Annotated in this window: 12 protein-coding genes and 4 tRNA genes; 13 read left to right on the forward strand and 3 right to left on the reverse strand. The window is 38.1% G+C overall.

All coding sequences use genetic code 11. The features are described from left to right. Positions 1–113: 113 nt before the first annotated feature. The 6 genes from ESZ26_RS01080 to ESZ26_RS01105 all read left to right on the forward strand — a co-directional run bounded on the left by ESZ26_RS01080 (position 114) and on the right by ESZ26_RS01105 (position 5,316). Positions 114–860, forward strand: a complete 747-nt coding sequence (locus ESZ26_RS01080) for a matrixin family metalloprotease (protein WP_146796324.1) — start codon at positions 114–116, stop codon at positions 858–860. 120 nt (positions 861–980) lie between these two features. After that, the gene (locus tag ESZ26_RS01085; protein ID WP_146796327.1) at positions 981–1,430 is read left to right on the forward strand and encodes a hypothetical protein; all 450 of its coding nucleotides are present in this window, start codon (positions 981–983) and stop codon (positions 1,428–1,430) included. A 378-nt stretch (positions 1,431–1,808) separates the two neighbouring features. Beyond that, on the forward strand, positions 1,809–2,477 hold the full coding sequence (locus tag ESZ26_RS01090; protein ID WP_146796330.1) for a GntR family transcriptional regulator: 669 nt from the start codon (positions 1,809–1,811) through the stop codon (positions 2,475–2,477). Positions 2,478–2,835: 358 nt separating this feature from the next. Beyond that, positions 2,836–3,846 carry a UDP-glucose 4-epimerase GalE gene (galE, locus tag ESZ26_RS01095; RefSeq protein WP_146796333.1) on the forward strand — a complete coding sequence of 337 codons (1,011 nt, stop codon included), beginning with the start codon at positions 2,836–2,838 and terminating at the stop codon, positions 3,844–3,846. Between the two features lie 186 nt (positions 3,847–4,032). After that, positions 4,033–4,794 (forward strand): tRNA-uridine aminocarboxypropyltransferase, encoded by a 762-nt coding sequence (locus ESZ26_RS01100; protein ID WP_146796336.1) that lies wholly within the window; start codon positions 4,033–4,035, stop codon positions 4,792–4,794. An 84-nt stretch (positions 4,795–4,878) separates the two neighbouring features. Beyond that, the gene (locus ESZ26_RS01105) at positions 4,879–5,316 is read left to right on the forward strand and encodes a DUF3010 family protein (protein ID WP_070375975.1); all 438 of its coding nucleotides are present in this window, start codon (positions 4,879–4,881) and stop codon (positions 5,314–5,316) included. A 145-nt stretch (positions 5,317–5,461) separates the two neighbouring features. Here ESZ26_RS01105 and ESZ26_RS01110 read toward each other — a convergent pair whose 3' ends face one another. From ESZ26_RS01110 to ESZ26_RS01120, 3 genes are all read right to left on the reverse strand, one after another. After that, positions 5,462–9,511 (reverse strand): hybrid sensor histidine kinase/response regulator, encoded by a 4,050-nt coding sequence (locus ESZ26_RS01110; protein ID WP_170246277.1) that lies wholly within the window; start codon positions 9,509–9,511, stop codon positions 5,462–5,464. A gap of 252 nt (positions 9,512–9,763) precedes the next feature. Further along, on the reverse strand, positions 9,764–11,923 hold the full coding sequence (locus ESZ26_RS01115; RefSeq protein ID WP_146796342.1) for a M3 family metallopeptidase: 2,160 nt from the start codon (positions 11,921–11,923) through the stop codon (positions 9,764–9,766). A 274-nt stretch (positions 11,924–12,197) separates the two neighbouring features. Further along, entirely contained in the window at positions 12,198–15,719 is a 3,522-nt protein-coding gene (locus tag ESZ26_RS01120) for a BACON domain-containing protein (protein ID WP_146796345.1), read from the reverse strand. Positions 15,720–15,908: 189 nt separating this feature from the next. Here ESZ26_RS01120 and ESZ26_RS01125 point away from each other — a divergent pair, with 189 nt between their 5' ends. The 7 genes from ESZ26_RS01125 to ESZ26_RS01155 all read left to right on the forward strand — a co-directional run bounded on the left by ESZ26_RS01125 (position 15,909) and on the right by ESZ26_RS01155 (position 20,674). After that, positions 15,909–16,355: a regulatory protein RecX gene (locus tag ESZ26_RS01125; RefSeq protein ID WP_146796348.1), complete on the forward strand. Its 447-nt coding sequence runs from the start codon at positions 15,909–15,911 to the stop codon at positions 16,353–16,355. Positions 16,356–16,399: 44 nt separating this feature from the next. Next, a complete protein-coding gene (gene alaS, locus ESZ26_RS01130) occupies positions 16,400–19,024 on the forward strand; it encodes an alanine--tRNA ligase (RefSeq protein ID WP_146796351.1) in 2,625 nt (874 codons plus the stop codon). 412 nt (positions 19,025–19,436) lie between these two features. Then, positions 19,437–19,646 (forward strand): carbon storage regulator CsrA, encoded by a 210-nt coding sequence (csrA, locus tag ESZ26_RS01135; RefSeq protein WP_070375981.1) that lies wholly within the window; start codon positions 19,437–19,439, stop codon positions 19,644–19,646. 343 nt (positions 19,647–19,989) lie between these two features. Continuing rightward, a tRNA-Ser gene (locus ESZ26_RS01140) sits at positions 19,990–20,081 on the forward strand. 90 nt (positions 20,082–20,171) lie between these two features. Further along, positions 20,172–20,248, forward strand: a tRNA-Arg gene (locus tag ESZ26_RS01145). A 94-nt stretch (positions 20,249–20,342) separates the two neighbouring features. Beyond that, a tRNA-Arg gene (locus ESZ26_RS01150) sits at positions 20,343–20,419 on the forward strand. A gap of 178 nt (positions 20,420–20,597) precedes the next feature. Beyond that, positions 20,598–20,674 (forward strand) — tRNA-Arg (locus ESZ26_RS01155). Positions 20,675–20,978 lie beyond the last annotated feature (304 nt).

Genomic DNA, 20,978 nt, shown 5'->3' on the forward strand with positions numbered 1-20,978 from the left:
ATCTCTAGGAACATACTAATAACAGATACAAGTCTATATAATAGTAGGTAACCAAAAACCTGTAAATAATGCCCTAGCTCTTGTTAGTTTATTATTAATAAAACGAATAAAAAATGAATTTATCATTGAATTTTATCAGTCGATTTAAAATTAGAAAAATATTAATGATAGTTAACTTATGCGTAATGTTAACTTTTACCAACACTGTTAATGCAAACATTATACTTGTCGGTAATGGATGGGATGGTCCAGGTCAAGGAGCCGTTGATGTTAAATATTATTTTGGTACTATGACCACAGATAATAGCCTTTTAGCCGGTAATATTCACTCTGCTTTCTTGGTCGCTTTTGATGCATGGTCTAATGCAACTAATAACAACTTAACTTTTACTGAAACTTTGTTTTCGGGTGAAAATAATTCGATTGATATTTCTTTTGTTAATAAAGTGCATGGTGACAATTCTAATTTTGGTTCAAGGGTTTTAGCTCATGCCTTTTATCCCGATGATAGAAACCCTGCGATTATTGCAGGAGATTTACACATGAATGATGAAGGGTTTTCTTGGGAAATTGGTGACAGTTTAGGTAGCGCTGCTTTTGATATCACCAGAATTGCGGTACATGAAATTGGTCACTCAATTGGTATAGGTCATACTCAGTCGGGTTTTAGTGGTAATATCATGGATCCGACAATTAGCTCGAGAGGTCTTTTCTCAGGATTAAGCGCGGGAGATATTGATGCAGCTTGTTCGCTTTACCTTTGTGATAGTGTAAAAGTATCTGAGCCTGCTACATTAGTGTTGATTTTACTTGGTGCTTTTTGGACTATGATTTCAACTCGCCGAAAGGTCAGGAAATAACGAAAATATTGATCCCCTTTTGTTGTAGTTAATTGATAAAACGTACTAAAAGTTAATTGTTAGTACGTTTTTAATTTTTACTTTCTCAAATTAACTTAATACTGCCAATAAGGATTCATTATGAAAATTAACAGCATAATAATTTTGCTAGTTGTTATTTGGCTAAGTCCTTCGTTCGCCTTTGCTTCTTGGATAAAGCTAAGTCCTGAAGAGCTTATTGAACAGTCAAAACTTGCTGTTATTGGTGAGTTCATTGGAACTACTCGTTTAATGACTCAAAAAACAGGAAAAAACCTTATCGCTGGGATTATTAAGGTTGATGATTTTTTAGATGGCTCTGTTAGTGATGATTTTTTACTCATCGTTATTGGCCATGAAGGGGATGGCTTAATAAGTACGACAATAAACTTTAAGAAAGGGCAAAAAGGGTTATGGCTGTTGCAATTATATTCGCCTGACAATCCTGTCTTATATAGTGCTAGTCAGCCTCAGCAATTTACGCCATCTTCAGATCTAGCGACCATAAATGAGTTGAAAAACTTATTAATAGAACATAAAGAGCATAATTAACAGCGCCCGCATACTTTTTTAAAGTATCGCGATTTAGCTATTATTAACTATTTTAAGTCTCTTGAGAAAACCTGGTGAACGGTGATAAGTTTTAGTGTGGTCGTCAATAAAGTGCCAATAGGAGCTAAAACTTTGGGGGCAATCAAGCCTGACCACCTTAGCTCTAATCAAATAAGCGCAATCTATGATGGGCGTTACGCTAATAAACGCTTTCAATAAGCCTTTTGCTATTAAAATATGTTCATTGAGTTATTAAGTGGGTAAGTTCAAAGTTATAACTTTCATTGATAACAAGAATAAGCTGCTAATATTTATTAGCCGCTTTTTTTTAGCTGATAAACCCTTATAATGTCAGCACACTTGTAAGAGAAGCACTTTATGACCATAGTTTATAAAACCCGAACTCAGTTAGTTGTTGAAACCCTTAGAGAGAAGATCCTCAGTGGCGAAATTCAAGCAGGACAACCTTTACGCCAAGCGGCATTAGCAGAAGAATTAAATGTTAGTCGAATTCCGGTACGTGAAGCGTTACTACAACTAGAAGCCGAAGGTTTAGTTGCTTTTGAACCGCATAAAGGCGCTACAGCTACCGAGCTTAATGCCAGCCAAGTTGATGAATTATTTGAACTGCGCGCTATGTTGGAGGCTGACTTATTGGCGTCTTCAGTTCCTCGCCTTACGGTTGAAAAACTTGACGAAGCGACAGAACTTCTTGGGAAACTAGATAAGGCGCTTGGTAAAGAGAATGCCGCCAATACTTGGAGCGAATTAAACTCTGATTACCATAACTGCTTATACTCAGGGGCAAATCGCCCACAAACACAAGACTTAGTAAATACCTTAAATAAAAATGCAGACCGTTATATTCGCATGCATTTATTGTGGGCAGGCGGTATTTCAAAAGCAGAATCTGAACACAATGAATTACTCGCTTTATGTAAAGCAGGTAACGTTGAAAAGTCAGTTGCTTTGTTAAAACAGCATATTTTGGGTTCTCGTGATGAAATAAAAGCGTTTCTTTGTGCGCGAGAGCTGGCAGAAGGATAATTTTAATTCGTCTAAACCGATAAAATAGTGGCGGAGTATTGTCTATATTTTATATCGTTTGATAGTAAAGCATAACGATTATCATATTTATTTGGGTGGTATTAAATTACTTATAATATTTTAATCGGGGTTTAGTCTGATGATTTTAGCTATTGAGACTAAGGTTAACAGTCGAGCAGATACAGTAGCTATAACAAATTATTCAAAAATCCTTAGTAAGTTTATCGCGACAGTGTCAGAATATAAGACATAGCATAGTGATGAAAGAAGTTATCACTTCCCCATCGCCATCCTGAATGAATTTCAGTATCAACATGACGGCTTCAAGATCTAGGATCTATTTAAAAAAGGACTAAAAATGAGTTTATTAATCACCGGTGGCACAGGATATATCGGTAGTCATACCGTGGTAGAGTTACTTAAATTAGATAAGGATATTGTCATCGTTGATAACTTATCAAATTCATCTACCTTAGTTCTAGATCGCGTTAAAGCGATTACTGGCAAAACAGTAACCTTCATTAAAGCTGATATTTGCGATGAAGCAGCCCTCGATGCTGTTTTTAAACACCATAATATTAAAGCTGTGGTACATTTTGCTGGCTTAAAAGCTGTCGGTGAATCAAACGAAATTCCACTGACTTATTATCAAAACAATGTTTCAGGCTCGGTGACACTATTACAAGTGATGGCTAAGCATGGCGTTAAAAATTTAGTTTTCAGTTCTTCAGCAACTGTCTACGGTGAAAACAACCCATCTCCACTAGATGAAACAATGCCAACTTCAGCGACTAACCCTTATGGTCAAACTAAGTTAATGGTCGAACATGTGCTGTTTGATTTAGCAAAAAGTGATAGTGAATGGTCAATTGCTTGTCTGCGTTACTTTAATCCGATTGGCGCACATGAATCAGGCACTATTGGCGAAAACCCTAATGGTATTCCTAATAATTTATTACCTTACGTTGCCCAAGTAGCCGTGGGACGCTTACCACAATTACAAGTGTTCGGTGATGATTATGATACCCCCGATGGTACGGGTGTTCGTGACTACATTCACGTGGTTGATTTAGCTATTGGTCATGTTAAAGCATTAGAGAGTTTAACGAAAATACAAGGCTGTAAAGCCATTAATATCGGTACCGGTAATGGTACCTCGGTATTAGAAATAGTAAACACCTTTAAAGAAATTAGCGGTCAAGACATCGCTTATAAAGTTGTACCACGTCGTGCTGGCGACATCGGCACCGTTTACGCTGATGCTGCTTTGGCAAATAGTTTATTAGGTTGGCAAGCGAGTCGTGATTTAAATACCATGATCGCTGACACTTGGCGCTGGCAATCACAGAACCCAAATGGTTTTGAGTAAATCCATATATCTAATGAACGGTGATGTAAAATATTGCACACCAAACTAAAAATCACTAGAGTAGCGGCCTTATACCCTTTAGATTAATTAATGTCATTGGTATTCCTTGCCGCTATTTTTTATGTTCAGGACGAACGATATTTTGCGCTCACTGGGATGTGAACAAGCAAAGGTATTTCAAATTTAATGCACGCCGTACATAAACTTCATCATTACCGAATGAGCCTAAGCACTACGACTTATAAGTCACGTGGGCAACGGGTTATTCGCTGCGACTTATGCCGCCTCGCTAAAGATCATTGTATTTGTTCATACTCACCAACAACTACCAGCAATGCCGCTTTTTTATTATTAATGTATGACACCGAAGTGTTAAAACCGAGTAATACCGGTAAGTTAATTGCTGATATTGTGCCTGATACCTTTGCTTTTTTATGGTCACGTACCCAAGCAAATCCGGAAATGTTAGCGATATTAAAGGATCCTCAATGGCAACCTTATGTGGTTTTTCCACAGCAGTATGCACAAGCCGAACGTGAGGTCTTTTGTAATAAAATGGCTATTCCATCAGGAAAAAGACCATTATTTGTTATGCTCGATGGTTGCTGGCGTGAAGCGAAAAAAATGTTTCGTAAAAGCCCTTACTTGAACTCCTTCCCGATTGCTGCTTTTGATCCGCACTTACTTGATGAAGCGGCTAATGCCTCTCGTTATCAAATACGCATTGCCGAAGAAAACTATCAATTTGCTACCGCGGAAGTTGCGGCAAAAATGTTGGTGATGGCAAAAGAACCGGTTAACGGACAATTATTGGATCAATGGTTTGACATGTTTAGTTATCAGTATCAAAAAAGTGTTTGCCAGAAAAATAAAGGTAACCCCAAAGCCTTAGAGGACTATTTAGGCTTTACTGAGCAAAATGGTATTAAATTAAAAGCAACACCATAGCCCAACACAACTAATGTCATTAATTCGTTTCGGTCTTCACTGTTTCGGTATATAATGCGTCCGCGAATTTAATTAGGGTGATTTATGAGAATATGTGGTGTTGAATTAAAAGGTAATGATGCAATTATTTGTATTATGTCACGTGAAAACGGTTTGTATGATATTCCGCAAACACGCGTGCAAAAAATATCTTTAGTAGATGCAGGTGATTCCGAAGCAGTACAACACTTCCAATTTACCTTTGCTAAATTGATGGAAGACTATCATGTTGATAAAGTTGTTATCCGTGGCCGCGCTTTAAAAGGTAAATTCTCCGGTGGACCGATCGGCTTTAAATTAGAAGCGTGTATTCAACTTATCAAAGAACTACAGGTAGAAATTATCGCCGGTAGTTTTGTTAAGAAAACACTGGTAAGAAGTCAAATAGATATTGATTTTCGTGATACCGGCTTAAAACAATACCAAGAGCCAGCTTTTGATACCGTTTTTGCTTTTTTTGAAAGTGACCCTTACATGAAGTAAGTGTTTCTTTTAGTTTAAGCTAATAAAAACCCCAGTAAATTTGCACTTACTGGGGTTTTTACGTTCATAACGAACCGTATGTTATGCTGCAGATAACCCAGCCAGTTTGACCCAAATTAGTTAACAAATAACATGAAGATAAACTTTATCGGTCACTTTTGTTAATGACAGTTAATAACGCTGCAATAAGCTCTTTAGTGATAGCTTTGATATCGGCTTCATTTTTTCTCTTGATACTCGACTCTAAACTCATGGCGATTCGTGTTATGTTGGTATAACCAAACATTTGTGCGGCTCCGGCTAATCTATGTGCTTGTTTGGCGAGTGTTTCGATGTCATTCTCTCGGTCTAACAATATGAAGTTTTTATGTTCGGCAATTAAACCCACTTCAAATTTGGCAACTAAATCAGATATATCAATACTGTTATCTGTCAGCGAGCTATTTTCTTCGCGGCTGTTATTGATAGGTTTTTCAAAATATTTAGCTATGGTATTAATAAAATTTTGTCGCTCAAAAGGCTTAGCTTGAAATCCATTGAACCCTAGTGTTAAATATTGTTCTAACTCTTTGGCTAAGGTATTTGCTGTTAATGCAATAATCGGTATTTCACAGGACCTAGCTCTGAGGATTTTTATCGCTTCTATACCATCCATTTTTGGCATTTGAATATCAAGTAATATTAAATCGGGTTTGTTTTTAAAATAAGACTCTATAACTTCGAAGCCATTTGTCGCGGTATACACTTCAAAACCTAATCCGGTTAGTAATCGAGTCATTAAGTGCCGATTATCATCATGGTCTTCGGCCAATAATATAACGCCACTATAGGTCTTTTCTGTTACTTTGAATTCTTTGACAATAGCTGTTTCGCTCGTTGGCGTGAAAGGTAAAATTAAGGTAAAAACACTGCCTTGACCTAGCTTACTTTCAACGTCAATTATTCCACCCATGAAATCGGCTAACTTTTCAGATAAATTTAACCCTAAACCTGAACCACCAAAGCGCCTACTAATGCTGGTATCTGCTTGCGTAAAGGCGTCAAACACTCTTCTTAATTGTTCATCACTGATACCTATGCCCGTATCACGAACTTTGAAGGTTAGTTCGTTAATATGACTATAGTGTTGCGTGTGTATTTCAATAGCAACATGCCCTTTTTCAGTAAACTTAATCGCATTTGAACAAAGATTAATAAGGATTTGTTTTAAACGAAATCCGTCAATATTGATCATAAAAGGCGAGGGCAAGCTATGGTGTATGGTAAAATTTAAACCTTTAGATTTTGCTTGTTCTGAAAATATATTTTTAATGTCGACAAATATTTGTATGAGATCTAAGGGGGTTACTTCTAATTCAAATTTATTTGCCTCTATTTTGCTTAAATCTAGCGTGTCATTTAATAAGCTCAATAAGTGCAGGCTATTATTATAAATAACTTTTATGCCATCAGCGCTGTTATCAATGTCACCATGTAATATCGCTTCAGTTTGGCCAATAATAGAGGTTAAAGGCGTTCTTATTTCATGGCTCATATTCGCTAAAAATTGAGATTTAACTTCATTTGCTTTAATAACTTTTTTCGACTCTTGTTTGATTGAAGCCGTTTGTGTGAACACTTGATGCTCTAATTGTCTAATAAGGTCACGTTCAAAAATTGCTTTTTTTTGATGAGCCCTAACAAAAAAGACTAATATTATTAAAGATGAGATGAAATATAAAGTATATGCCCACCAAGAGTTCCAGAACGGTGGCAGCACGGTTATTTTAAGAGAAACACCTTCTTCATTCCAAATACCATTAGGGTTGCTTGCTTTTACTCTTAGTAAATATTCACCATCAGGTAGATTTGTGTACGTTGCTCGGCGATTTTTATAATTGGTCATTATCCAATTGTCATCAAAACCTTCAAGCTTGTATGCATATTGATTTTTTTTTGGGGCAGAAAAATGTAGAGCACTAAACTCAAACGCCACTAAATTTTCTTTGTGGGTTAAAGTGATTGCTGATGTTGCATGAATGCCTTTGTCCAAAACAAAGCTATCATCATCAGACTTTACCTTGTTTGTTTCGTGTTTTTTATTGGGATCAATGGCGACTGATTGATTTAGCAACAGCATTTCGGTGAAGACGACCACAGGTTTATTGTTATCCTGAATTAGCTTCTCAGGATAAAACCGATTAAAACCATTAATACCACCAAAAAACAACTCGCCACTGTCGCTTTTATAAGAAGCGCCGGCATTAAATTCATTACTTTGTAAGCCATCACCGACATCATAGTTCTTAAACGTTTGAGATTTTGGGTTAAATTGAGATAAGCCTTGATTGGTACTCAGCCATAAAAAACCTTGGTCATCGATTTCTATCGCATAAATGGTGCTATCAGGTAACCCATCCTCTTCGTTAAACGATATGAACTCGCCTGACTTCATATCCATTAGGTTTAAACCATTCATGGTACCTACCCAAAGGTTACCTTCTGCATCTAAAGCTATTGAGGTAATATAATTATGACTTAAACTGTTTGGTTGAGCCATATCATGACGATAATGAGTAAATACTTCAGTCTTAGGGTTAAAATAATTAAGGCCCTCAGCAGTAGCCACCCAAAGATTTTTTTGGCTGTCTTCAGTTATTGCTAAAATATGGTTATGGCTTAAACTGTTTGAATTAACCTCACTATGCTGATACGTCTTAAATACTGCAGTCTTAGTGAGAAAGTAATCAAGGCCCTTAGTTGTACCTACCCAAAGGTTATTTTGGCTGTCTTCAGTTATTGCTTGGATACCTAAGCTTTCTGAATTATCCAAACTATGCCGATAAGTACTGAATGCTTCAGTTTTGAGGGTGAATTTATTTAATGCATTCCTAGAGCTAAACCAAATATTATCTTGGTAATCTTTAGTTACTGCGTTAACCCAGTTATTACTTACATTTTCTGGGCTAGTTTTATTTATACTATAATGCTCAAACTGCTGAGTTTTTTTATTAAAACGATTAATACCTTCTGAATCAACACCCACCCAAAGATTGCCTTGCTGGTCTTCAACGATTGCAGCAACCCAATTATTACTTAAGCTCGCGGGGTTAAGGATATCTCGACGGTAATGACCAAACTGTTCTATTTTTGGGTTGAAGCGGCTAAGACCCGCCTTGTTAGTTCCTGACCAAATATTACCTTCTCTGTCCTCTAAGATAGCCATAATACCGCCATAGCCTATGCTGTTTATATTGGCCTCTTCATGACGGTAATAGGTAAAAATCTCAGTCTTAAGGTTCAGTCTATTCAATCCTAGACTTGTCCCAATCCAAAGATTACCGTTTTTATCAGCCGCTAATGTTAAAATTATTCCATCACTTAAACTATTAGAATGATTAACCTCATGGCGGTAATGAGTAAATTGCTCAGTTTGCAGGTTAAATCGATTCAAGCCGTTTTCAGTAATCATCCAAAGATTATTCTGTTTATCGGTAATTATTGACCAAACTGTTCCTTCAGTTATGCTATTGAGGGCATTCTCGTTGTAGAGGTAATGAGAAAATTGCTTGGTTTTTGCATCAAAGCGACTAAGACCAGCCTGAGTGCCTACCCAAATTTCGCCGTTATTATCCTCTAATATTGCCCAGACATTATCATGGCTTAAACTGTTTGGATTATTGACATCATATCTATAATGACTAAATTGCCCTGTTTGTGCATCAAAACGATTAATTCCGCCCCTAGTGCCAACCCAGATGTTGCCTGAGCGATCTTGAGTAATAGCATTGACAACATCATGACTTAAGCTTTGCGGGTTATTAGCATTGTGACGAAAGTGACTAAACTGTTCAGTCCTTGGATTAAAATGGTTAAGTCCAACTTCTGTTCCTATCCATAGGTTAGCATTCTTATCTTCAAAGATAGTTCGAATCACGTTGCCCGTTAGTGAGTTGTGATTTTTACCACTATGCTTAAAAACTTTGAATGTATAGCCGTCATAACGCGCTAACCCGTTGGAAGTACCTACCCATAGGAAACCTTGTTTGTCTTGTAATATATGAGCAACGTCACTTTGTGGCAGGCCATCTTCAATAGATAGCCGATCAAACCGAGTCGATTGCACAGTAGCCAATGAAAAGTAGGAGGGGAGCAGGAGAATAAAAAATAAAAACAGCGAGAGCTTTATTTTACAGTTATTGAAACTAACGCTCATTTTTATAAAGCCTTTCAATATGAGTAATACAGCAGATTTTGACTTCATAATAAGGTGTTAACTTTAGTGAGCTGTACAGAATTTAGAAATAAATATTATTATGATTACATTATGAAAGCTATCAACAATACCAATAAACGTTGAAAATTATTCTGTAAACGATACTGAAACTGTCATGCTGATACTGAAATTAATTCAGCATCAGCATGACAGGGTCTTTAATAACAAGTACAAAAAATATCGTTGTTAACGTTACTTAGTTGTTGTTAAACCACGACGGTCAAGCAAAGGTTGAACTTTAGGGTCTTGACCTCTAAAACGACGGTACATTACTGCTGGGTCTTCACTACCACCGGGCTCTAAGATATGTTTACGGTATAAATCTGCAGTTTTCTCATCGAATATGCCATTTTCTTTGAACGCTAACCAAGTATCTGCATCATAGATATTTGACCAAATGTAGCCGTAATAACCTGATGAATAACCGCCAGAGAATATATGAGAAAAGTAACCGGTTCTATAACGAGGGGATATTTCTTTGATCAGGCCAATTTCTGACAAGACTTTTTTCTCAAATACAGCAGCATCTTGCAGCTCTGCTGTTTCTAAAGAATGCCAGCTCATATCAAGTAAAGCAGCACCAAGGTACTCAGTGGTACCAAAACCTTGATTGAATTTTCCTGAGGCTTGAATTTTATCAACTAACGCCATCGGAATAACTTCGCCTGTTTTATAGTGTTTAGCAAAGTTAGCTAATACTTCTGGCTCTGTCATCCAATTTTCCATAACTTGTGAAGGGTATTCAACATAGTCACGTGGTAAGGCTGTGCCCGTTTGTGAGCGGTAATAGCCGTTAGACAATAGCCCTTGAATAGCATGACCAAATTCATGGAATAGAGTTGATGCTTGGTCAAAGGTTAATAATGTTGGCGTATCACCGACTGGACGCGGGTAATTCAATACGTTGTAGATAATAGGGGTAACGTCTTCACCATACATACGGTGTTGTTTACGGAAGCTGCTCATCCAAGCACCACCACGTTTACTTTCGCGCACGTAATGGTCGGTCATGTAAATACCCACATAGCTGTCGTCTTTGTCAAAAACTTCAAAGGTACGGACATCTGGATGATATTTAGGTAAGTCGTCGCGTTCTTTGAAGGTTACGCCCCATAATTTCTCTGCGGTGAAAAATATGCCCTGTAAAGTCCCTTCAAGCGAGAAATATGGCTTAGTTTCTGCCGCATCTATGTCGTAACGTGCTTTACGAATTTTCTCTGCGTAGTACCACCAATCCCAAGCTTCTATTTCAATTTTAGCCCCTTTTGAATTAGCCAATTTTTGCATATCGGCTGACTCTTCTTTTGCTCTTGCTAAAGCGGCTGGCCATACTTGATTTAATAAACCAAAAACGTTTTCAGGTGTTTTAGCCGTCGCATTTTCAAGGACAAAATGGGCGTGAGTTTTGTAACCTAATAACTGTGCTTTTTGGTAACGTAGACTTGCTGTTTCTGCAGCAATTTTCTTGTTATCAAAGGCATCGTCATTGTTACCGCGCATGGTGTAACCTTTATATAAAGTTTCACGTAATTTACGGTTAGTTGCATAAGTTAAGAAAGGATTTTTGCTCGGACGATGTGTGGTGAACACCCATTTACCGTCATGGCCTCTATCGGTTGCCGTAACAGCGGCAGCGGCAATTATATCGTCAGGTAAACCGTCTAAATCTGCCTTGTTATCAATTACCATCTCAAAGCTATTAGTTTCGTGTAATAAATTCTCGCCAAACTTTAAGCTTAATTGACTTAATTGCGTATTAAATTGGCGTAATTTTACTTTGTCAGCGTCTGATAAATTAGCACCACCACGGACAAAACCTTTGTAGGTTTTTTCAAGTAAGGTTAATTGGTTTACTTGCAAGTTCAACTGATCTTTTTTGTCATAAACCGCTTTTACCCGGGCAAATAATTTCGCATTAAGATTAATGTCGTCATTTAATGCTGATAGTTGTGGCGAAACAGCTTTGGCAATACTGCGCATTTCTTCGTCAGACATTGAGCCAGTTAAACCGTAAAATACATTGCTGACTCGGTTGAGAAAGTCACCCGACTTTTCCATAGCTTCAATGGTATTTACAAATGTTGCTTCATTCATCGCATTGGCGATGGCGGCAATTTCTGCTTTATTTTCACTAATGCTTTGTTCAAATGCCGGTAAGTAATCACTTTTTTTAATTTGATCAAAAGGTGGCATACCGTGTGGCGTAGTAAATGCGCTGAACAATGGATTCACATGATCAGCTTGTTGCGTTTTTTGCTGACTTTCTTCAATTTTATTTTTGTTATCGTCGTTCGACTGACAACCGGCTAATGCGATAGCAATAGCAAGCGGAGCTAATAAGCGCTTCTTCATAAATGACCTTTATTAAAATTTTAGACAATTAAATGACTTTGTTAATACCGTATCGACAAAGTTGATGAATTTATTCTATGTTGCCCTTAGCCAACCTACAAGGTGCAGCACGATTATAAACGGTGAGTAACCGGTTAAAAAAGCTGAATTGTTGAGTTGTTCGTTTCACCTTGAGTGTTTTGTGAAGTACACAGCAAAATAAATAAGTACAGATCAGGGTAAATAAAAATCCCGTGTCAGCACGGGATCAAGTAAGCGTAATGTCTATTAGTGCTTAATCAGGAATATAATCAAGTACTAAGCTTGATGATGACGCATTATAGTGAATGATACGTTGGTAGCTAGGCGATAGGTAACTATCAATAGAGCCTGCGGTATAACCGACGGTAAATAGCGCCTGTTGGTTTTTATCGTATTTACTGAGAAGAAAAAAGCCAGAGCTATCGAAGCGATAAAAATAACTATTATTAGCCGAGTCAATGGCGACGTTAACGGTTCGTATACTCGCTCGTAAAACGCCTTGGTCAGCAAAACTTGTACCATCAAAAGTCGTCCACTCTGAAGTGGTACTCGCTGTATAAATATCTGCACCATCACTGCTGGTTACTATATTTGATAAAACGCCACTATAAGCGTTATTAATATTTTCATTACTGGTAATTTGTTGGACACTTTCAGGGGTAAATGCATTGTACGCTAAAGTGTATTGCATTAATGCTGAGGTATTAGCGTTATAGGCAAGGACATTATTACTTGCCGGTACGTCATAGATGATAGGCGAATTGAAGATGTTTTCTCTATCCCAAAACTGCACCGCTAAGGCTAAATTTGCATATTCTAACGCTTGACTGATAACGATGGCTTTACCCGCGATCATCGCGATAGTTTTAGGTCTAAATTGTAGATCTATGTCAGTAGCTGGCAGTAAGTTAATACTGAAATCACTAAGGTTTATTTGATAATGATTAATACGCGTTTGTGGCTGTCCATTTTCATCGCTGTAATTTTCACTATTCGAAGCTAACAGGAGTGAGCCATCCGGGTGAATAACTAAATTGGTTAAATCAACACCGGCAAGTGGTGAATTAATTGTTGTTATTGCAGCGCCAGTAATGATATTAAACACTTTTATCACATCACCTTGGCCGATATAAATATTAGGGCGAAGTGGGTCTAATACCACAGCTGAGCTATTAGGTGTAATATCAGGGATAACAATTTCACTGACACTGCTGGTGTCAAAATCGCCTTTTTCAAAACTGACTCTTATCGTACCATTGACGCTTTCAGTGCTGTTGACTGGTGATAGGGTGACTTCACCATAATATAAACCGTTAGTGGCTATTTTGCTCGGATCGGCAGTGATCGCTAGAGTGTTATTAACGGTATCAACCGTTAAAGATAACCAATCGACATTACTTTGTGCTTGCCAAGTCACCGTACTGGTTTTATTGGTAAGAATATCTACCGTATGACTGAGCGTTGATTTGTCGGCTTGTGAGGTAAAGGTAAGCGCAGAAGCGTCACTGAATAATCTTATTTCATCAACCGCTAACTCAATCACTATTTGTACATTGATACCAGTCTCTGGGTCAGTAATAGTAACAATACCGGTAAATAAACCCCAACCGCTGATTTCATTTGCATCAATAGAGATAACAAGCGTTTTGCTCTCGTCAGTTGTTGTTTGGGTAAAAGCTAACCAGGGAACATCTGCTGTTGCTTGCCATGAATCACTGACACCGGAAATATCTACTTCTTGGCTGGCAACGCTGGTATTACCAAAAGTGGTATTAAAGGATAACTGAGTTGCCGACACATCAAACTGGGCTAAAGTCACTATTTCTATTTGAGTGCTATTTGTAGCGTTAACTAACAAGCGTTTATCGTCTGCTGAAAGATCAATACTGCTGGGCTGTTGTCCCTGAGTTTCAATGGTAGCAGTCAGCGCTGATGCTTGGTTGTAAACATTAACTACAAAGCCGCTAGCGGGAACAAAACGAAGATAATGGGCAAGATTGTTGTTCGATTTTTCAACGAACAAGGTTGTTGCACCGTCTGCTTGGGTCAGTAAACCCTGATCAGTAAAAACGCTGCCATCAAAGCTGATGTGTTCACTGGTCGGGCTAATAAGGTAAAGCGCCGTTTCATCATTACTAACAACAAAACTTGAGATACTATCGCCCTCAGCTAACAGTTCCGGCTTATATTCATGGGTTAAGGTGGTGGTGATTTTATCTTGGCTAAAATCATTAATTGTCGCGCTATAACGTTTTAAGGTTGCTGTTGGGGAATCTAGCGCATACAAAGCCTCTGTTTCAGCGGCTTGGTCAATGGATGAGGTGAAAAATACATTTTCACGATCCCAAAATAAACGCTGTAAATCTTCATTAGCGTATTCAAGAGTTTGGGTGACAATAAAGTATCGACCTGAAAATTTCACATAACGGCTTGGTTCAAATTCTATGGTTGGTGCTGCAATTTCAGTAAAACTATAATCGTTTAAATTGATATTATAACGATGAACAACTTCAGTGGTGGTTTCGTCTTCATTGATAATAGTTTCCAGCGCTTTTGCTAGTAATTTACTTCCATCAGGGTGAACAATAAATTGCTCCAGTTCAGTGTTTTCAGGAGCAACAGCAATTGTTGCAACTAACTCACCACTGTATTGTTGATAAACCAGTAAGTTGTTTGCTGAGCCAAGATAAAAGTAGGGCAGGTTAGGTGCTGCTATTACGGTATCGCTATTTGCGGTTATGTCCGCGATAACGTTGGTTTGTGTTTGCTCAGAACTTTGAAATAATGATACCGGCACAGTTTGACCAATAACAACCTCATTTTCAATGGCATTAATGGTTATTTCAGTTTGACTTATCGCAGCGGCTGGCATGGCATTAATATCTACGACAACCTTAAGAAAGTCATTATCAAGTTTTGTTAAGGTTAACCAAGTTGCGGCGGAACTTGCTTGCCAATTAATTACCGCGCTGGTGTTGGTATTCACTTTTATCGTTTGCTCAAGTGCTGAGATATTAGTGGTTGACGTAAAAGCTAAACTGGCTTGGTTGGTATATAAATACTGATTATCTAAACCGACTTCTACGGGAATAAGCTTAGTATCGCCGGTTGTTGTTTCGGTGAGTATAATATTTCCACTTGATAACTGCGCGGCAGTAAAACCGGTAATCTTGGGGGTAATAGTGACGGTTGCATCACCTGAGCCTGAAGAGATGTCAAAAGTTATCCAATCAATATCACTGCTTAACTGCCAGTCATTACTCTCACTAGTAATGGCTATTGTTTGGCTAGGAATACTGACATCACCAAAGGTGCCACGAAAACTGACCAGCTCAGTATCTATATTGGCTTGCCAAATAAGTAATGAAACGTTGATGTCATGATGAACTAAGGTCGCGCCATTATCCGAGAGTTCGCCAGTTGAAAAACGCAATTTTGTGACGTATTCACCAATATTAATTTGGTCAGCTTGAGTTAAATCAATATGAATAGTGGCGGAATTAGCGGTGAGGTTTTCAGTTCTAAAGGCTAGCCAGCCAACGGGTTGAGAGTCAGGGGCATAACCCACTAATAAACCATCGCCGGCAAAGGTAACCTTAACCGTTATTGAATCTTTAAACTCAGTAATTATCTCATTGCTAAAACTAATTGTTGAAACATCAGCAGTTATGGCATAATTTTTTGATTTATCATTAGAACCACCGCAGGCAGAAAGCAATAATGTCATACAAAAAATGGTAAAAATTTGACTGAGGTTCTTAAAACATACCTTCATACAGATCCCTGTTTTATTTTGCTGTTTATCTACAAACTTAACGCTTACTTATAGCAACTTATTCTGCGTGATTATTCACTCAAAGTAAAAACTTATTATTTATCTGAAATTCAAATAATTGAACACTATGATTATCTGCTAATTTAAAGGTAAAATAATGCATAAAATGTCTTTAAAGGTAATGGAATATTGAACAAAGCTATCTTACATTGTTCGGTAGGTATCCTCTCTCGTCGCGAGCATTCTTATGAAGAGTTAATGCAAAAACTCAAATTACGTCAACACAGTGAAGATGAAATTACGCCAGTGCTTGAATTTCTCATTGAAAAAAACTATTTGAGTGACCAACGTTTTGCCGAATGTTTGTTTGGTAGCCGTCTTAATAAAGGTTATGGTTGGCTTTATATTAGCAATGAATTGGAACAAAAAGGTGTTTGCGATACTATTATAGTTGAACTGAGTAAAAATCAACAAATTGATTGGTATCTTCAAGCCGAGCTTGCGTATAATAAACGCTTTGGAGAAAGTACAATTAAAGACCAAAAAGATAAAGTAAAACGCATTCGATTTATGCAGTCTCGAGGTTTCTCTTCTGATGAAATCATGATACTGATTAAATATACTCATAGCGATTAAACGAATAAATTCAAGAATTAACTTTTCAGAGAGTGAACATTCCCATGATTAAAACTAGTGCACAATTACGACAGACTTTTTTAGACTTTTATGCTTCGAAGCAACATCAAATTGTGCCAAGTAGTTCATTAGTTCCAGGTAATGACGCGACATTATTGTTTACCAATGCCGGTATGGTTCCTTTTAAGGACGTTTTTTTAGGGGCAGAGAGCCGAAGTTATACCCGTGCAACCTCATCTCAACGTTGTGTTCGTGCTGGTGGTAAACATAACGATTTAGAGAACGTTGGCTATACCGCGCGCCATCATACTTTCTTTGAAATGTTAGGTAACTTTAGTTTTGGTGATTACTTTAAAGAAGACGCTATACGTTTTGCCTGGGAATTTTTAACCGTCAAATTAGCCTTACCCAAAGAAAAGCTATTAGTGACTGTTTACGACAGTGACGAAGAAGCCTTTGCTTTTTGGCGTGACGAAATAGGTATTCCGGTAGATAAAATCATTCGTATTGGTGATAAGTCACCCAGTAAAAAGTACGAGTCAGATAACTTTTGGTCAATGGGTGATACGGGGCCATGTGGACCTTGTTCTGAAATATTCTATGATCACGGTGAAAATATTTTTGGTGGACCTCCTGGCTCACCAGATGAAGATGGTGATCGTTTTATTGAAATTTGGAACTTAGTTTTCATGCAGTACAACCGTCATGCTGACGGAACCATGGAAAACTTACCAAAGCCTTCTGTTGATACAGGCATGGGCTTAGAACGCATTTCAGCGATAATGCAAGGCGTGCATAGCAATTATGAAATCGATATTTTTCAAGGTTTAATTAAAGACACCGCTGAGTTATTGCAATGTGATGATTTAGAACATAAATCTTTACGTGTTATTGCCGATCATATTCGCTCATGTAGCTTCTTAATCGCCGACGGTGTTATGCCGTCTAACGAAGGTCGTGGCTATGTATTACGTCGTATTATTCGACGTGCCGTACGCCACGGTCATAAATTAGAAGCTAAAGCACACTTCTTTCATAAATTAGTTGTCTCATTAGGCAAGCAAATGGGTGAAGCCTATCCTGAGCTTATTAGCCAACAAGCGGTTATTGAAAAAATATTACGTATCGAAGAAGAGCAATTTGGCCGTACCCTAGATCGCGGCATGCTCTTACTTGAAGATATCTTAGCGAATCTTAAAGGCGACACTATTTCAGGTGACGATACCTTTAAGCTTTATGACACCTATGGTTTTCCTGCTGATTTAACTGCAGATATTGCCCGAGAGCGTCAATTGAAAGTCGATCACAATGGTTTTGATATTGCGATGGGCCTTCAACGCGAACGTGCTCAGCAAGCAAGTCAGTTCGGTTCTAACTATAACGACCAGCTTAAATCTGATCACAACACACAGTTTAAAGGTTATACCCGTAATGAATTCTCCGCAACGATTGTGGAATTATTCAATAATGAAGCGTCGGTTGCTGAATTAAAAGCAGGCGAGCAGGGCATTGTTATTTTGGATAAAACACCTTTTTATGCAGAATCGGGTGGCCAAGCAGGAGACCAAGGCATTCTTCATATTGATGACGGTGTTTTTGAAGTACTCGATACCACCAAAATGGGCAATGCCTTTGCTCATAAAGGCATTGCTCGAGTAAATGTCGGCTTAAATCGACTGGTAAAAGCTGAAATAAATACTGAGCGACGTGCAGCTATCGTTAAAAACCATACCGCTACTCATCTTCTTCATGCGGCATTACGCAGTGTACTGGGAGAACATGTTACGCAAAAAGGTTCGTTATGTGATGCTGAAAAGTTACGCTTTGATTTTTCCCACTTTGAAGGGGTTACCGCGCAAGAGTTACAAACTGTTGAACGTCTAGTTAATCAACAAATACGTAATAACTTATCTCGTGAAACCAACTTAATGCAGATAGATGAGGCTAAAGAAAAAGGCGCGATGGCTTTATTTGGTGAGAAATACGACGATGAAGTCCGTGTTGTTACTTTAGGTGGCTTTTCTACCGAGCTTTGTGGTGGTGTTCATGTTGAGCGTACTGGCGATATTGGCTTTGTTAAAATAGTGTCAGAATCAGGTATAGCTGCAGGTGTTCGTCGTATAGAAGCTGTTTCGGGTGAGTGTGCACTTGCTTTTACTGAGCAACAAGGTTCAAATCTAAGCTTAATTGCCTCAATGGTTAAATCTGATGTGGCGAGTATGCCAGGGAAAGTTGAGCAATTAATTAGTCGCGGCAAGCAGCTCGAAAAAGAAATTCAAATACTCAAACAGCAAGTAGCGGCCCAAGCTGGTTCTGATTTAATCAGTGATGCTATAGATGTTAATGGCGTAAAAGTACTTATTGCTGATTTAGCCGGTGTTGAGTCTAAAGCGCTGCGCGGCATGATGGATGAACTTAAAAATAAAATCGGCTCAGGTATCATTTTATTAGGCACAGCATCAGACGGAAAAGTAGGTTTAATCGCTGGTGTAACGAAAGATCTCACTGGACAGGTAAAAGCGGGTGATTTAGTCAATGCCGCAGCTCAGCATGTCGGCGGTAAAGGAGGTGGGCGTCCAGATATGGCACAAGCTGGTGGCAGCAAGCCAGAGAATCTACCAATGGCATTAGACGCAGCGAAAGTATGGTTAACTGACCAGTTATCGTAATATTATATTAAGCTAATATATTTCATTAAGGAGCGTTTTAGCTCCTTTTTTGTGGGTAAATCTTTTAAATAGCCAATTAGGTTACTTAGCTGTTAATACGTAGTTAACATACGTCAACTAGAATATTAATAATAACAAATAGTTATAATTATTTGCAAAAAATCACTTTATTGGTTGAATAAGCTTGCTAGAATGCCAATATTGGTTATAAGTACAAAGTTAATAAGTGATTATCACTCGTGGTAATAAAATCTTTGTAAATAGTAGTAAAACTGGGTCTTAGTGAACTTAAGTAACTATTTTTTACAAAGTTTTTAATTTTTATTATGTACTTTTACCAAAATTAAACTAAATTTATTACTAGCTTATAATTTTTTAGTGGACTGGCTTTTAAACATAAAGGATATTTAGGATGTTAATTTTAACTCGTAGGGTTGGTGAAACGTTAATGATTGGTGACGAAGTTACCGTCACTGTTTTGGGTGTAAAGGGTAATCAGGTCCGTATTGGTGTAAATGCGCCAAAAGAAATATCTGTTCACCGTGAAGAAATTTACATGCGTATACAAGCAGAAAAAACAGGAAGTGACAGTAGCGAAGCAGAAACAGGTAATAAATTTTAGCTTTGTTGACCACCTTCATTAAAAAAAGTCGGCAATTGCCGACTTTTTTAATGGTTCACGTTAATTTTATTTAGCGTTAATTTAATGATAATTATCTTTTTGAGCTTGAAAAATAGCCTTGTTGATTGAATTCTCGGCAAACAGATTTAAAAGTACAGAAAAATAGAAAATATTGTTGACTTATTTTCTCGATCCATTAGTATTCGCACCCACTGGAGATGTGACCGATTGGTTGAAGACACTCACCTGTTAAGGGAGTATCTGGCTAGTAGCCTGATAGAGAGTCTTATCTAAGGTGTATTTTTAAATACGCATTAGAACTCAACAGTAAAGAAGTAAAAATGGAGAGCTGTCCGAGTGGCCGAAGGAGCTCCCCTGCTAAGGGAGTAACGGCTTTAAATCCGTTCGAGAGTTCGAATCTCTCGCTCTCCGCCATTACTTTTATTAAAGGTAACTTTGATAAAATTAATAAACGCAAAGTAATTTGCTATCTTTAGACTAAGATATAAAAAATAGTTCATGTGAGGGCGCGTAGCTCAGCTGGATAGAGTACCTGGCTACGAACCAGGCGGTCGCAGGTTCGACTCCTGCCGCGCCCACCACTCTTCTTTATTGAATTGTGGAATAAGCAAATATCACCGCTTATAAAATTAATAGATATTATCTTTAAACGAGATATTAAATAACGTTTAATGTGGGCGCGTAGCTCAGCTGGATAGAGTACCTGGCTACGAACCAGGCGGTCGCAGGTTCGACTCCTGCCGCGCCCACCACATTTGCTGTAAAGCAGAGATAAACCAATCTTCGGATTGGTTTTTTTCTTTTGTAATATAGCACCTAAAAAATTTAACTGTCATCCTTAGGATGTATGTTGAGTTGTTAAGCAAATACCAACGCTTATAAAAATAATCGGTGTTATCTTCGAACAAGATAGTAAATAACGTTTAATGTGGGCGCGTAGCTCAGCTGGATAGAGTACCTGGCTACGAACCAGGCGGTCGCAGGTTCGACTCCTGCCGCGCCCACCACATTTGCTGTAAAGCAGAAATAAACCAATCTTCGGATTGGTTTTTTTTCGTCTGAAATAAAGTGATAGTTTATTTAATTTGCTGGAGATCAAGCATACAAGAGCGGCTACGAAACTAACCACTTCCGGTCGCAGGTTCGACTCCTGCCGCGCCCACCACATTTGCTGTAAAGCAGAGATAAACCAATCTTCGGATTGGTTTTTTTTCGTCTGAAATAAAGTGATAGTTTATTTAATTTGCTGGAGATCAAGCATACAATAGCGGCTACGAAACTAACCACTTCCGGTCGCAGGTTCGACTCCTG

Origin of the sequence: Colwellia hornerae (assembly GCF_007954355.1) — a bacterium.
GTDB lineage: Bacteria > Pseudomonadota > Gammaproteobacteria > Enterobacterales > Alteromonadaceae > Colwellia_A > Colwellia_A hornerae.